The organism is Vibrio sp. SCSIO 43135, assembly GCF_023716665.1.
GTDB classification, from domain to species: domain Bacteria; phylum Pseudomonadota; class Gammaproteobacteria; order Enterobacterales; family Vibrionaceae; genus Vibrio; species Vibrio paucivorans.
Genome location: NZ_CP071859.1, coordinates 2486756 through 2501847, shown reverse-complemented (window position 1 = coordinate 2501847; position 15092 = coordinate 2486756). Strand labels below are relative to the sequence as shown.

Here is a 15092-nt window from a genome sequence, read left to right as displayed (position 1 = left end):
TTTAGCTCGCCTTTTTTATTGATGAATGACGTACAACTAACTCGCCTTCGACTTTATGTCTCTTCGAAAGCAAAGGCTGTTTTTCAATCTGTGCCATTAAGAATTCAATTGCGCGCTTACCCATGTCTGAATAGGGTAGCTCAACGGATGTCAGAGCAGGGAAGCTCTCTGAGGCGATTTGCTGATTATCGTAGCCTACGACGGCAATGTCTTGGGGAATTTTTAGTCCGAACTCAGCAATAGCTTGATAACAGCCCATAGCCATGTAATCACTACAACAAAAAATTGCTTGAGGTGGTTGCTTCGCTGAGAGCAAAGTTAACGTTTGTTCATATGCCTCTTTGAGTGACCAGTTAGCTTCAAGCACGTAACTTGGACTTGGAATAATATCAGCATCAATCAACGCTTGACGGTACCCCTCAACCCGCTGTTGGCTTGCCAACATCCAGCTTTCTCCAGAAAGAATCGCAATACGACGATACCCTTGGTTGGTTAAGTGCGATACCGCTTTGTATGCACCTATCATATCTGCAGGTAGTACAGAAGGTGTATCGGTATGAGTTTGGCTGGTGCAGTTGAGCAGTACAGTAGGCAGCTCAGTAGTAACCCTTTGTACTTCGAGTTCACGCGTCATACTCGACGCATAAATAAGCCCAGCGTAATCTCCACTGTTTATTTCTGATTCTATCTTACTCGCTAGAACTTCATCGTGACTGTAACTGAATGAAACTAATATGAAATCGTTCGCCCAAGCTTCTTCTCGAGCGGCGTTGACGGCATCAAGAAATGGGTCATAGCTCGTTAGTCCATTAAGGACCAAGGCCACCTTTTTCGGGCGCCCCAAAGCATGAGCCACTTTTTTATTTTTGTAGCCAAGAGATTCGGCTGTGTCGAGCACTTTTTGTTGGGTTGCTTCAGCGATTTTTACCGATGTTGAACCGTTTAATACCAAGGATACGGTTGATTGTGACACCCCCGCAGATGCGGCGATATCGCTCATGGTTACTTTCTTAGCCATCTTTTTAGAACGATTAGATTTGATAGCTAAAGATATTAGCTAAAGATCACCTAGAGATCATCTATAACCTTTCTTGATCACAGTATTTGCCATAGCCGCATTGAAAGCTGTGATATCTCCCACGTTTATTTCTTGACCTACTAGACGTAAAAAAGATGCTTAATATATTAGCTAATAATATTAGTTAATATATTAACTCCAAAAGGTAAGAGAAGATGCAAAAGTGGTCAGAACAAGAAGCATGGCAATGGCAGGAACAACAGGGATGGTTGCGTGGATTTAACTATTTACCGCGTACTGCTGTTAACTGGACAGAAATGTGGCAGGCAGAAACATTTGATCCTGACGTCATAGAGCAAGAGCTCGCTTGGGCCAATGAGGTGGGCTACAACACGTTACGCACGAACCTACCTTTTATTGTATGGCAGGTGGATCGTGCTGGGTTGCATCAGAGGATAGAACGTTTTCTGGGCATCTGTAAGCGCCACCAAATCAAGGTAATGATGACACCAATGGATGATTGTGGTTTCTCAGGCGATCACCCTTACCTCGGCCCTCAAAAGGCCCCTGTTCCTGAATTACACAACAGCCAAGCTGCTGCAAGCCCTGGACGTAATGTAGTGATGGATAAATCACAGTGGGGTGAAGTAGAGGCTTACATCAGAGACATTATCTCTACCTATAAAAACGATTCGCGAATCGTTATTTGGGACTTGTATAACGAGCCAACCAACAGAATGATTTTTACGACTTCAGGTGAATTGCCGTTTGATGAAGCCATGGAATCGTATAGTCATGAATTGATGGAGAAATCTTTTGAATGGGCTCGTGAGGAAAATCCTTCTCAGCCACTCACGGTTGGTGCATGGCATGCGCCAAGTATTCTCGATCGTACTCTACCTATTTTTGAACATCCGACCGATCGTAAAGCTATGGAACTGTCGGACATTATTACTTTCCATGCTTACCTACCGCTTGACCTATTTAGCAAAGCAGTTGAGGTCGTTGCAGCATACAACCGCCCGATGATGTGTACAGAATGGCTTGCGCGTCATGCTGAATCTCACCTGCACGAACAGTTGCCAATCTTCAAACAAAAAATGATCGGTTGTTATCAATGGGGGCTAGTTAAAGGAAAAACTCAAACCCACCTTCCATGGCCAGAGATCAAAAACAACGACACCAACTATTCAGATCGTTGGTTTCATGATCTGCTCGATGAAGAAGGGCAGCCATATGACCAAAGTGAAGTTCAGTTAATCAAAACACTCGCAGAAGTGGATTAATAGCCTGTGACTCGGCGTTGCGACACACGCCGGTCAGCTCTCTATAATTATCATCAATTGGGACGTGAAACATGACTACTCTACGCAACAAATTATCGAATAAGGAGCTGATGTCTTACTTCGGCTACGGAGTAGGCCAGTGCTTTAGTTTTGGTCTAGTCGGCTCTTTTATTCTCTACTTTTATACAGATATCCTAGGGATCTCACCTATCGCAGCCAGCTCAATTTTTTTAATCGCTAGGGTTTGGGATGCGGTTAATGACCCTGTAATTGCTGGTTATATGGATACGTTAGAATCTCGGTTTGGTAAGTTCCGTCCATATATGCTCTTTACGCCTTTTTTGATTGTGTTAGTGACCATCGCATCTTTCTACAATATTGACGCAGATACTTCGACCAAGGTGATGTACGCGGGCATTACATACATACTTTGGGGAACGTTGTATACCATATCTGACGTACCTTTCTGGTCTATGTCATCAGTAATGACGGATGAACCTCAAGAACGAGCAAAGGCGGCGACATGCGCAATGCTAGGTGTCAACGCAGGTATTGGTGCAACACTGATCATCTTTCCAAAGCTGAGCGCTTATTTTTCTGATGGCCGTGCAGACCAAGGTTACTTGCCAGCGGTAATGATACTGATGGTGGTTGGATTGTTGTTTATGCTCAATGGTTTTTACAACACCAAAGAGCGTATCTCGACAGCTGGTGGAGAAAAGATAACACTTAAACAGACCTTTCAAGCTGTGAGAAAAAACAAGCCATTGTTTTTTATTCTGGCTGCGTTTTTTATGAATGTGTTCTTTAACCTAGTTAATGGCATGTACATTTTCTTCTTTACCTACAACATGGGAGACGCGGGGTTAGTTTCGTTAATCGGCACAATCACTCTGGTAAGCGCGATTGCATGTTTGGCCACCCCAGTACTCACCAAGCGCTTCAAAAAACGCGACATCTTTATTGCACTTTGTGTCCTAGAAATTATTGCTCGAGTCGGCTTCTACTTTACTGGTTACGATAACCCAACTTTGGTGATGACTTGGTTAGCCGTGATTACCGGCATCTTTATGATGACTAACCCACTGATCTCAGCAATGATTGCGGATACCGTTGAGTATTCGTACTACCATAGCGGCAGACGTACAGCAGCGATCACTTTCTCTGGTCAGACATTTACCGGCAAACTATCGGTCGCGGTTGCGGGTGGTTTAACGGGGGTAATTCTAACAATGATTGGCTATGTACCTAACTCAGAACAGTCTACTACCGCATTAGATGGAATGTTTTTCTGCGTCGCGCTACTGCCTGCTCTTGGGGCATTGATTAGAATCTTTATTATGTCTCGATACACATTTACTGAAGATCAGCACGCAATTTTACGTGAGAAGCTTCAAAGAGGTGAATTTGCTGAAGGTGTGGAAGTTGATGAGAGCAACACGCGACAAGCGTTAAGTTAAGTCTTTAATGGTAAGAGAAAGCCCCAGCTTAATAGCTGGGGCTTTTTTACTTGGGTATCGGTGTATTTAGCATTTTTCGACCGAATTACGACGCACTAGGGTTGGGCTAAAGATGATCGCTTGCTCTTCACTCGGCTCCGACTTAGCTAATTTCAATGCCAGCTGCGCTGCACGTTCAGCCATCATTTCAATTGGATAACGAATTGTGGTCAGGCGAGGGTGAACATATCGGGCGATCAAGCCATCATCGAACCCCAGCATCGACATTTGGTTGGGTACTTGGATACCGTTTTCATCGAGAACCGATAATGCTCCAGCAGCCATGTAATCGTTGTAAGCAACGATGGCGCTTAACTCTAACGACTTTGATAGCAGGTTAGTCATGGCTACTTCACCGCCGTCGCTGTTTGGCTCACTGTATTCGATATAGCTTTTGGGTAGTTTGATATCGTGATCGTTAAGTGCGGCTAAGTAACCTTCTACTCGCTCTTCTGCATCTTCAATGGAGTGGCTAGACGCAATGCAGGCGATCTTTGTATGACCGTGGCGAATCAAATACTCAGTGGCTAGGTATGCGCCTTTTTTGTTGTCGAGCGAGATGCATCGATCGGCTAACTGAGGAATATGACGATTGATCAGGACAAGGCCTTTGACTTCTTTAGCGTAGCCAATCAGCTCTTCGTCGGATAGTGCCTTGGCGTGCACAACTAACGCGTCGCAGCGGTTATTGATCAATAGCTCTATGGCACGTCGTTCTTCTTCTGCGTTGTGGTAACCGTTTCCGACCAGTATGTGTTTATTGTGTTGGTGGGCAACGGTATCTACTGCTTTAACTAAAGTGCCAAAGAAAGGGTCAGAGACATCACCGACTAATACACCCACTGTATTAGTACTTTGACTAACGAGGGCTTTGGCCGCTGCATTTGGTCGATAGCCGAGCTTGTTCATCGCTTGAGTGACAGACTCAATTGAGGACTTGCTCGCTTTTGGTGATTTATTAATGACTCGAGAAACCGTAGCGATAGAAACACCGGCTTCTTTTGCTACATCCTTGATTGTTGCCATGGTTGAACCTTTCCACTTTGTAATACCTGCATTAAACACTGGCAATGTAAATAACGCAATCAGTGGATGCTTTTACTTCATTAAATGCGATCTTTACCACTTGTCATTGTTGAGAATCTTGATAGTGTAAACGTTGTCTTTTACTAAATTTTACTAAAGGTGAGTTTGATGGAAACTATTGCGTACGGAGATTTTGCAAAACTTGAAATCAGAGTGGGAAAAATCACGGAAGTGAAGCGTCACGATAATGCAGACAAGCTGTACATTGTACAGATTGATGTTGGCGAAAAGAGCTTACAAACTGTGACTAGCTTAGTGCCGTACTACACAGAAGAAGAGTTGATGGGTAAGCAGGTGGTTGTGTTGTGTAACCTTGCGAAAGCGAAAATGCGTGGTGAGACGTCTGAGTGTATGCTGCTTTGCGCGGAAACGGATGATGAATCGGAAAGTGTATTGCTGACACCGGAGCGTGCGATGTCAGCAGGGGTTCGTATCGTTTAACTCGCCTATCGAACAGACGCAATCAGCGCATCGATTTGGCTATGGTGCGCTGCTTCTACGCCAGCTAAATTACCGTATTTAGGCTGTTCTCTATCGTTTTCCATTGGGAAGTGCCAGCCGATGGTATGGTCGACGAAATGCTTGGCAAAACTTTCCGACACTTCTAAACAACCCGCAAGTACGGTATCAACATAGCTTTGCATGATTGGACTCAGTGAGCATGGTGGTTCTGGCTGATCTTTGACATACACCCAAATGACGGCATCTGAGGCTAACTCGAAGTCCGAGTCGATTTGATCGGCAGAGATTTGGATTCTATGATAACCTCGTTCACGACGATCGAAATCAAGCAGAGCAGTTTCGTCGATCTCAAGTAAGACGCCATTAACCTGACCTTCGCCTTTATTAACAACCAAAGGAGAAAGGATGTAACTGTCGTCGATCTTTCCCCAATACCGAATTAGGCCATGCGCAACGACGGGATAAGTTCGCCCTGTTTGACCTGTCAGTTTCCTTGATGCAGAGTTCATAAGACTGCCGTAGCCGAAAATATACATTACTACCTCCTTGCTGCTGAAACTTTACGCTATCACTTCTTCGGCTCTACAGCTACGACGTTTCTGTAATAAATTATCCCTTTCGTGTCTATATGACCTGGCTTTTTCGTGTCATATAGACACTATGCGATTCTCAAGTTATTGATAATAAATGACTAAATATGTGGAATGAAAAATGCAATGTTAAGCGTGTTATGACGACATTAGTGGTCAACTAATAGATACTTGTGCTTTGTCGGGAAGCCGTTTAGGAGTTAACTTGCTCAATATTACAGATAAAAAAGTGGAAGAAGCGATACCAGCTTATCTACGTCTTGGTTTTCGTCCGTTCTTTTTCCTAGGTGGCTGCTATGCAGTGCTGGCGATTGCCTTGTGGGTTTGGATGTTCCAAGCTGGACAACCAACCCAATTACAAGTGCCTGCATTATGGTGGCACGTGCATGAAATGTTGTTTGGCTTTGCGATGGCGATTGTGGTCGGTTTTGTTTTAACCGCGGTACAAAATTGGACGGGTATTAATGGTACCAAACATCATCGGTTAGCTGTGCTGGTGGCGTTATGGTTCGCACCGCGAATTCTGTTATGGACACCAACGCCACTTTGGCTCATCTCAAGTATTGAAGCGCTGTTTCTCGCGTTCGCTGCTTATGAAGTTGCTACTAGAGTTGTGAAATCGAAAGGCTGGCGAAATCTATTTTTTGTGCCTTTGTTTGTATTAGCGATCGTGGCGAACTTCGCCAGCTATGCAACGATAAAGGGAATGCCTCCTTTCCCGGCGTCCGCGGTGTGGCAAGCGATGTTGTGGTGGTTCACCTTGCTGTTGTCTGTGATGGGCGGGCGAGTGATTCCATTCTTCACCGCAAGGCGTTTTAACTTTGAAAAAGCTCAGCCTTTAATCTGGTTGGAATGGGCGGCAAATCTGCCCTTAGTTGGCTTGTTCATCATTAGCTTCTTTCCTATGACTTTTGCCCAAATTGGCCAACCGTTAATGGTGTTTGCGGGTGTTGCTCAGTTGGTCCGCTTTTACCGCTGGCAACCGTGGCGTACGCTAAGTGAGCCTTTGGTGTGGTCTTTACATGCGGCGTATGCGTGTTTGCCTATTAGCTTGTTGCTACGAGGTTTATTGCAGAACCCATTTGCGAATCACAACTTGATTCACCTATTTGCCATTGGCGCGTTGGGAGGGCTCATTTTAGCCATGATTGCGCGTGTCACTATGGGGCATACTGGTCGAGCAATATATGAAGGCCCTAACATGAGCGTAGGATTTGCTGCACTGATTTTGGCGGCGCTAGTTCGTAGCCTAGGTGTGACTTTCTTCCCACAACATATGATGTTGATGGTCGATATCAGTGGCGCTTTATGGATATTGGCATTTGCTATGTATCTGAAGCTGTTTGGAAAAATGCTGCTTACCCCAAGAGTGGATGGCCATCCAGGCTAAAGCTAGTAGGGCATAAATAGACTAAAAAAGGCTTGGGACCTACTTCATTGCAGAAGTGACCAAGCCTTTTTCGTTTTGTATTGGTTAGCTTTCTAATTCAACTAACCGCTTAATCAACCCACTTTGTCTACATCAGCCAAGCTCACGACCTTTTCGGCCAGTGACTGTTTCATGTAGTCGGCTACCGCTTGCTGTTCTTCTTTGGTTAAGTAGAGGCCAAGCTTACTACGGCGCCACAGAATGTCTTCAGCATCGACTGCAAACTCGTGATTGATCATATAGTCGATCTCAAGTTGATACACGCCGTGTGCACTTTGAGAAAACTCAGTACCCATATCCGCGATGCTCGTTTTACCTTCAAGCAGTTTCCACGTGTAGCTACCAAATTGAGTCACGTAGCGAAGCAGCAACTCAGTCGGTAACCAGCTGTATTTAGCTTGAATGGTTTCAGCTAGTTGTTCGCGGCTGCAGCTAAAGTTACCACCTGGTAGCGCTTGATTCGCTGTCCATGGGCTACCCATGTTCGATAGGTAAGGCTGCAGTTTTTTCAGCGCAGCTTCGCCTAGTTTGCGATAAGTGGTAAGTTTGCCACCAAACACAGATAGCAGTGGAGCTTGGTCGAGTTCTGCATCCAGCTCTAGCGTGTAGTCACGTGTGATAGCTTGTGGAGAATCAGACTCATCGTCACATAATGGGCGAACGCCACTGTATGTCCAAACCACGTCTTCACGGCTCAATTGTTTAACAAAGTGTTGGTTTACGATATCAACTAGGTAGTCGACTTCGTCATCAGAAATCGCAACTTCGCGAGGATCGCCTTTGTACTCAACATCCGTTGTACCGATGATAGAGAACTTATCTAGATAAGGGATCATGAATACGATTCGGTTATCTTTGTTCTGCAAAATGTACGCTTGTGGTTCATCGTGAATACGTGGCACGACGATGTGAGAGCCTTTGATTAAGCGGATATTACGTGGTGAATCTTGTTCTAATCCGTCGTCAAAGAACTGTTTAACCCATGGGCCAGCTGCATTGACCAACGCTTTCGCTTTACGCTCGAATCTCTGATCTGTTGTGACATCGTGGATCGTGACGTGCCAAATGCCATTTTCGCGCTGCGCTTTTTCTACGCGGCAGTAATTGCGGATTTCTGCGTTGTTCTCTTTCGCAGCCAGCACATTGAGCAGTACCAAACGTGCATCATCTACCCAGCAATCAGAGTATTCGAATCCTTTTTTCATTTCTGGCTTGAGTAGGCCAGATTTCGCCAGATCAACCGAAGTACTGGCTGGTAGGGTAGTACGCTTACCTAGGTTATCGTAAAGGAATAGGCCACAACGAATCATCCACGCTGGGCGCAAAAATGGGCGATGAGGTAAACGGAAACGCATTGGTCTTGCCACATGCGGTGCTTTTCTTAGCAATACTTCGCGCTCGGCCAGTGCTTCTGAAACCAAACGAAACTCGTAGTGCTCTAGGTAGCGTAAGCCACCGTGAATAAGTTTAGAGCTGGCAGATGAAGTGGCAGAAGCGAAATCACTGGCTTCATATAAACCGACAGAAAGTCCACGACCTGCAGCGTCTGCTGCGATACCTGCGCCATTAATGCCACCACCGATGACGATCAAGTCCAATGTTTCAGACGTATTCGATGCAGTAGCACTGTGTTGGATACTCATAAATTTGACCTCTTGGTGAGCGAACGAGCATTTTAGAACATAAAACAATCGTAACTCACCTTTCGTTTTGGATCATCCTTTATTTTCGTTTATGAGCGTTTTGTGTGATTTGAACATAAAAAAAACCTCTAGTTTGTAACTAGAGGTTTCGAATGAAGGGTGTTTGACCGTTATTCTTAAGCGTTGCTATGGACGACTTCAAGAGGAATGGAGTGCTCTTGAAGAATTTCCTGAATTTCGCTTGGTGGTTGTTTATCGGTAAACAGCATGTGAATTTGAGAAATGTTGCCCAGTTTGACCATCGCATTACGACCGAACTTAGTGTGGTCCACGGCGAGGTAGACACTTCGGCTGTTGTCGATAATCGCTTGTTTCACTCGAACTTCGTGGTAATCGAAATCAAGTAATGAACCATCAAAGTCGATACCGCTGATACCTAAAATACCGAAATCTAGCCGGAATTGTTTAACGAAGTCGAGTGTGGCTTCACCAACAATGCCGCCGTCGCGGTTGCGCACTTCACCACCTGCCAAGATAACCTTGAACTCCGGGTTAGGTAACAAGATGGTAGCAACGTTAATGTTGTTGGTGACGACTCGAAGCTGCTTGTGGTTTTTATTGAGCGCGCGAGCGACCGCTTCTGGTGTTGTGCCGATATCGATAAATAGCGTAGCACCGTCTGGGATGTGTTTAACAAGCTCCTCGGCAACGACATCTTTTTCATTGAAGTTCATAGACTTACGAGTCGAGTAACTGGTGTTTTCCGAACTCAATGGAATCGTGGCACCACCGTGATAACGGCGAATTTTGTTGTCATCGGCAAGTTCATTAAGGTCACGTCGGATGGTTTGTGGGCTGACATTGAATTTTTCAACCAGCTCTTCCGTGCTGACATAGCCCTGCTTTTGAACCAGCTCAATGATTTGCTGGTGTCTTGGTATTTGTTTCACTCATTACTCCCTGATCGAGGCGAAACTTCAGCGAAGGTGGTTTCGAAACCATGAATTGTCGAATAAATGGATTCAAAATCTGTTTCTAAAAAGCGCGCTCGATAATTTTACTGCCGCTATTGTGCTCGAATTAGCGCATGCTGAGAAGAGTAACTCATAAGGAATAAGGTCTGAGACGCAAAAAGGGCGCAATTATGCGCCCTTTAGTTCATATATTAAGGAAGATTAATCTTCGTCGTTGTGCATCTCTGCCCAAGTTTGTGCACATTTCACCGCACGCTTCCAACCTTTGTAACGACGGTTTCGTTTTTCTTCGTCGTGGTGAGGAGCGAAAGTGCGATCAAGTACCGCTTTGCCTTGCAGCTCATCGATATTGTTCCAGTAACCAACAGCTAAACCAGCAAGGTATGCCGCACCTAGTGCAGTGACTTCTGTCACTTCAGGGCGGTGAACTTCGGTATCAAGTACGTCTGATTGGAACTGCATTAGGAAGTTGTTTGCTACCGCGCCACCGTCGACACGTAGGTTCGCAAGCTTGATACCTGAGTCGGCTTGCATTGCGTCTAGTACGTCACGAGTTTGGTAAGCAATCCCTTCCAGAGTTGCGCGGATGATGTGGTTAGAGTTCACACCACGAGTTAAACCAACAATCGTGCCGCGAGCGTAAGCATCCCAGTATGGTGCGCCCAAACCTGTGAAGGCTGGTACCACATAAACGCCATTCGAAGAGTCGACTTTGGTTGCGAAGTATTCTGAATCTTTTGCATCGGCAAGAAGTTTCATTTCATCGCGCAGCCATTGAATTGATGCGCCGCCCATGAACACAGCGCCTTCAAGAGCGTAAGCGGGCTCGCCTTTAGGGCCACAGGCTAGGGTTGTTAGTAGACCATTCTTCGATGTTACTTTTTCCTGGCCTGTGTTCATCAGTAGGAAACAGCCCGTTCCGTAGGTGTTTTTCGCTTGACCCGCTTCGACACACATTTGACCGTAAAGTGCGGCTTGTTGGTCACCTGCAATACCTGCGATAGGAATACGAGTACCGCCTTTACCACCAATGTTCGTTTGACCATAGACTTCTGAAGAACGTTTTACTTCTGGCATCATTGACGCAGGGATACCTAGCTCGTCGAGCATTTTTTGGTCCCAGCAAAGGTCGTTAATGTTGAACAGCATAGTACGTGATGCGTTGGTGTAATCTGTTACGTGTACACGGCCTTGAGTCATCTTCCAAACTAGCCAAGTATCTACTGTACCAAACAATAGTTTGCCGGCTTCAGCGTCTTCACGCGCACCTTCAACGTTATCCAGAATCCACTTCACTTTTGTGCCAGAGAAGTAAGGGTCAAGCACTAGGCCTGTGTTGTCTCGAACGTAGTCTTCAAGGCCACGTTGTTTTAGGTCTTCACAGATATCTGCAGTACGGCGACATTGCCATACGATTGCATTGTAAACCGGCTTGCCTGTTTCTTTGTTCCATACAACAGTGGTTTCACGTTGGTTAGTGATACCAATGGCGGCTAGCTGGTCGCTGCGGATACCGGATTTACCAAGTGCTTCAACTAGAGTCGAGCTTTGAGTTGCCCAGATTTCTAGTGGATCGTGTTCAACCCAGCCTGCTTTAGGATAAATTTGTGTGAATTCACGTTGCGCTACGCTAACGATGTTCGCATCGTGGTCTAGGATTACGGCGCGAGAGCTTGTTGTGCCTTGGTCTAGGGCGACAATGTATTTTTGCTCGGTCATGGTAAGAATCCTTTTTGTTTCGTTATTACTATTTTAGTTAATACAGGGTTGAAAGGTTAAGCGCGAGCTTCTTGAGCGTCGTCTTCTTGGTCGCATTGATTTGGAATCGTGCAACCTTGGCCTTGTTGCGGTAAGTAGGCCGCGATGGCTTTAGGGTATAACCAGCCACCAAAACATGCGCCAGCAATAGGTGCAAGAATAGGTACGATAAAGTAAGGGATGTCCCTAGCACCTGTAAGTGCGTACTCCCAGCCGGCAAAGTAAGCGAATAATTTAGGGCCGAAGTCACGTGCTGGGTTCATCGCAAAGCCAGTCAGTGGGCCAAGAGAACCACCGATGACAGCAATAAGAATACCAATAAGCAATGGGTTCATTGCGCCGCGTGACGCGCCATTATTTTCATCGCCCAAGGCTAAAATAACAAACATCAGTACAGCAGTAATCACGAATTCGACTGCAAAAGCGCCGAAGAAAGAGAGCGATGCGTGTGGGTAGGTAGAGAAGATACCCGCTGTTGCTAGCGCATCTTGGCTACTACGGGCGAAGTTATGTGCGATCTCGTAATCGGTGAAAAGGTTGCTGTAAAGGGCATATACGAGCGCCGCCGAACAAAACGCACCAAGTAGCTGCGCGATAATGTAGGGAATTACTTTCGCTTTATCGAAACCGTGGAATGCGGCTAATGCAATGGTGACTGCTGGGTTGATGTGTGCTCCCGATACACCCGCCGTACAGTAAATAGCAATGGCAACGCCAAAGCCCCACATAATGCTGATTTCCCATTGCCCAAATGTTGCTCCAGTTAACACTAAAGCTGCCACGCAGCCAACGCCGAAAAAGATGAGAAGCCCGGTGCCGATAAACTCGGCTAAGCATTCACCTAGAAGTGTAGGTTGTTTGTTCGTGTTCATTTTAAATAGTCCTTTGTCGTTTGTGCTTATCTAGCACGGTGATATTGTGCATATCTAAACGATATCGAAAACAAACGAACATTAAAAATGAGCGTTTGAGCATAAAAATGTTAATTAAACGCGCTTTGATTGTTAAATAACGCATCTTTTAGAACAAAAGTGAACTTTATTTGAGCGTCTATGTTCGAAGGGGAAATAGAAGAGGGGGCTAAACTAACCTTGAACCGGATATTGTTCAACTGGTATGACAAGTTTGAGGCGCGAAGTGTGAAGGGGGTTATCTATTGATGAAGAAGTGGACATACGGTATCGCAGGCATAAAAAAGGGCTGGCGAGATACGCCAACCCTAAATGTTCATTTGGTTAACAACCTGTTTAGTTGTTGCTGTGAAGTTCGCTGTTCAGCTCTACTGCACTTTTGTTAGCTAGACACTCAATCTGACCAGTTACAGAGTTACGACGGAACAGAAGATCGGATACGCCTGCTAGGTCGCGCGCTTTAACTACTTCTACTTCGTTACCTGAAGAATCAAGCATGCGAACCTTCGCACCTGCAGTCACATAAAGACCAGATTCAACAGTACAACGATCGCCTAGAGGGAAGCCAAGGCCTGCGTTTGCACCGAGTAGTGAGTTCTCGCCAATAGATACTACAACAGTACCACCGCCAGAAAGTGTACCCATGATAGAAGCACCACCACCAATGTCTGAACCGTCACCGACAACGACACCTGCAGAAATACGGCCTTCAACCATGCTTACGCCGGTTGTACCTGCGTTGAAGTTGATGAAACCTTCGTGCATAACCGTTGTACCTTCGCCCACGTGAGCACCAAGACGTACACGAGAAGTATCAGCAATACGAATACCCGCTGGTACCACGTAATCCACCATTTTCGGGAACTTGTCTACGCAGTCTACGCTCAGTGCACGGCCAGCTAGGCGAGCTTCAATTTGACGATCAGCCAACTCAGGAAGATCGATTGGGCCTTCGTTAGTCCATGCAATGTTGTGTAGTAGGCCAAAGATACCATCAAGTACCGTACCGTGAGGCTTCACTAGACGATTAGAGATAAGCTGTAGTTTAAGGAAACCTTCTGCTACAGAAGCTGGCTTCTCGTCCGTCGCTAGAATAACCAGTACAAGTGGCTGCTCTGAAGACGCTGCTTTTTGAGCGAATGATGCGTTTGCAGCATCGCCATTAGCTTCAAATGCTGCCGCTAGGTCAGCACTTTGAGCTGCAGAGATCTCGATAGCTTGGTTGCCTTGTTCGTAACCACTCACTTCTTTCAGTGATGCGATAAGTGCATCGCTAGGGTTTAGAACTGGGTTAGGGAAGAATGCTTCAATGATTTTCCCATCACGGTTTTTGGTTGCCGTACCGAAGGCTGCTGAAAAATAAGCCATGTTAAATCTCCATGTTTAAATTGCTTTAATGGACAGCTCATTGCCGTCACATGATAAATCTTTGCGATGAGGACATCATAAAGAGAGCCCCCTGTTTATGAAAGGGGGCACGATAAGAAAGTCTGTAAACCGATACGGTTTGTCTCTTTAGAGATATGTTTGTCTGTTAAGAAATGTTGCTGTGTGAAAGTGTTGAGCCAGTTAGTTCACTTGCAGCACTAGATAAACAGAGCCTTGTAGGCTTGTTCAATCCCCTCTATGAGCATCTGCATGCCGATGACAGCGAGGATCAATCCCATCATTCGAGTAATCACGTTCAGAGCACTTGGGCCAACCGCTTTGACAAAGCGTTCACCAAACACGAATAGGAAATAGGTCAACGCACACAATAAACCAAAAGCAACGATGGTGATGATAGTCTCATAGAAACCGCCGGTAGTGGCGAAGTTCATCGCTGTAGCAATCGTGCCAGGCCCAGCCAGTATCGGCATGGCCAAGGGAGATACAGCAACACTTAGCGCCGCATCTTTTTGCGCATCCGAATTCGCTTTCTCTTTAGTTTTTCCATGGGTTGAGTCCCCTTGCAGCATATGAAAGCCAATGAGAAAGACCAAGATGCCTCCGGTAATGCGCAGTGCATAAAGCGTAATCCCGAATAGGTCGAAGATGACTTTTCCCGATATAGCAAAGGTGGCAACAATGAAGAAGGCAATAAGTACCGAACGAAACGCGACGGATTTTACCGTATCTCGGTCATTGCCATTGGTGAGACCAAGAAAAATAGGCGTGTTAGCGATAGGATTCATTATCGCAAAGAAGCCCATAAAAACGGTAATGGTATGAATGATTAGCTCTTTCATATTATTCCTTTAATAAAGATAGAGATAACTTAGATACTACTGTAAGAGTGAGCAGAAAATAGCCAGTTTATATCCGTACGAATAAACGACGACAAACACCTTAAGTAGCGGTTACTTGCAACGGAGAATACAAAAAGCCCGAAGCAGTGCTTCGGGCTTTGATATAAGACTTTACTTAAAACTGATTGGCGTGCGCTTTGCGCTATAG

General features: G+C 45.6%; 13 protein-coding genes. 4 read left to right on the top strand and 9 right to left on the bottom strand.

Features of this window, described 5'->3' with window-relative positions:
- Window position 1: 1 nt before the first annotated feature.
- A complete protein-coding gene (locus tag J4N42_RS11185) occupies window positions 2–1018 on the bottom strand; it encodes a LacI family DNA-binding transcriptional regulator (RefSeq protein WP_353505328.1) in 1017 nt (338 codons plus the stop codon).
- Between the two features lie 215 nt (window positions 1019–1233).
- Between J4N42_RS11185 and J4N42_RS11180 the strand changes: the two genes are divergently transcribed.
- Window positions 1234–2304, top strand: a complete 1071-nt coding sequence (locus tag J4N42_RS11180; protein ID WP_252027999.1) for a cellulase family glycosylhydrolase — start codon at window positions 1234–1236, stop codon at window positions 2302–2304.
- Between the two features lie 71 nt (window positions 2305–2375).
- A complete protein-coding gene (locus J4N42_RS11175; protein ID WP_252027998.1) occupies window positions 2376–3764 on the top strand; it encodes an MFS transporter in 1389 nt (462 codons plus the stop codon).
- A 66-nt stretch (window positions 3765–3830) separates the two neighbouring features.
- Here J4N42_RS11175 and J4N42_RS11170 read toward each other — a convergent pair whose 3' ends face one another.
- On the bottom strand, window positions 3831–4829 hold the full coding sequence (locus J4N42_RS11170) for a substrate-binding domain-containing protein (RefSeq protein ID WP_252027997.1): 999 nt from the start codon (window positions 4827–4829) through the stop codon (window positions 3831–3833).
- Window positions 4830–4997: 168 nt separating this feature from the next.
- Here J4N42_RS11170 and J4N42_RS11165 point away from each other — a divergent pair, with 168 nt between their 5' ends.
- Window positions 4998–5330, top strand: a complete 333-nt coding sequence (locus J4N42_RS11165) for a tRNA-binding protein (RefSeq protein WP_252027996.1) — start codon at window positions 4998–5000, stop codon at window positions 5328–5330.
- A gap of 5 nt (window positions 5331–5335) precedes the next feature.
- Here J4N42_RS11165 and J4N42_RS11160 read toward each other — a convergent pair whose 3' ends face one another.
- A complete protein-coding gene (locus J4N42_RS11160) occupies window positions 5336–5887 on the bottom strand; it encodes a gamma-glutamylcyclotransferase family protein (RefSeq protein ID WP_252027995.1) in 552 nt (183 codons plus the stop codon).
- 259 nt (window positions 5888–6146) lie between these two features.
- On the opposite strand from J4N42_RS11160, the gene J4N42_RS11155 reads away from it, so the two are divergent.
- The gene (locus tag J4N42_RS11155) at window positions 6147–7331 is read left to right on the top strand and encodes an NnrS family protein (RefSeq protein ID WP_252027994.1); all 1185 of its coding nucleotides are present in this window, start codon (window positions 6147–6149) and stop codon (window positions 7329–7331) included.
- A gap of 113 nt (window positions 7332–7444) precedes the next feature.
- Here J4N42_RS11155 and glpD read toward each other — a convergent pair whose 3' ends face one another.
- The 6 genes from glpD to J4N42_RS11125 all read right to left on the bottom strand — a co-directional run bounded on the left by glpD (window position 7445) and on the right by J4N42_RS11125 (window position 14884).
- Window positions 7445–9013, bottom strand: a complete 1569-nt coding sequence (gene glpD / locus J4N42_RS11150) for a glycerol-3-phosphate dehydrogenase (RefSeq protein ID WP_252027993.1) — start codon at window positions 9011–9013, stop codon at window positions 7445–7447.
- Window positions 9014–9189: 176 nt separating this feature from the next.
- Window positions 9190–9963, bottom strand: coding sequence for a DeoR/GlpR family transcriptional regulator (locus tag J4N42_RS11145; protein ID WP_252027992.1), 774 nt, complete (start codon window positions 9961–9963; stop codon window positions 9190–9192).
- Window positions 9964–10188: 225 nt separating this feature from the next.
- Complete coding sequence (glpK, locus tag J4N42_RS11140) at window positions 10189–11706, bottom strand: glycerol kinase GlpK (RefSeq protein ID WP_252027991.1); 1518 nt, start codon at window positions 11704–11706, stop codon at window positions 10189–10191.
- A gap of 56 nt (window positions 11707–11762) precedes the next feature.
- Entirely contained in the window at window positions 11763–12617 is an 855-nt protein-coding gene (locus J4N42_RS11135; RefSeq protein ID WP_252027990.1) for an MIP/aquaporin family protein, read from the bottom strand.
- A 375-nt stretch (window positions 12618–12992) separates the two neighbouring features.
- Window positions 12993–14024 (bottom strand): 2,3,4,5-tetrahydropyridine-2,6-dicarboxylate N-succinyltransferase, encoded by a 1032-nt coding sequence (dapD, locus tag J4N42_RS11130; RefSeq protein ID WP_252027989.1) that lies wholly within the window; start codon window positions 14022–14024, stop codon window positions 12993–12995.
- A 218-nt stretch (window positions 14025–14242) separates the two neighbouring features.
- Window positions 14243–14884, bottom strand: coding sequence for a MarC family protein (locus J4N42_RS11125; protein ID WP_252027988.1), 642 nt, complete (start codon window positions 14882–14884; stop codon window positions 14243–14245).
- Between the last annotated feature and the right edge of the window lie 208 nt (window positions 14885–15092).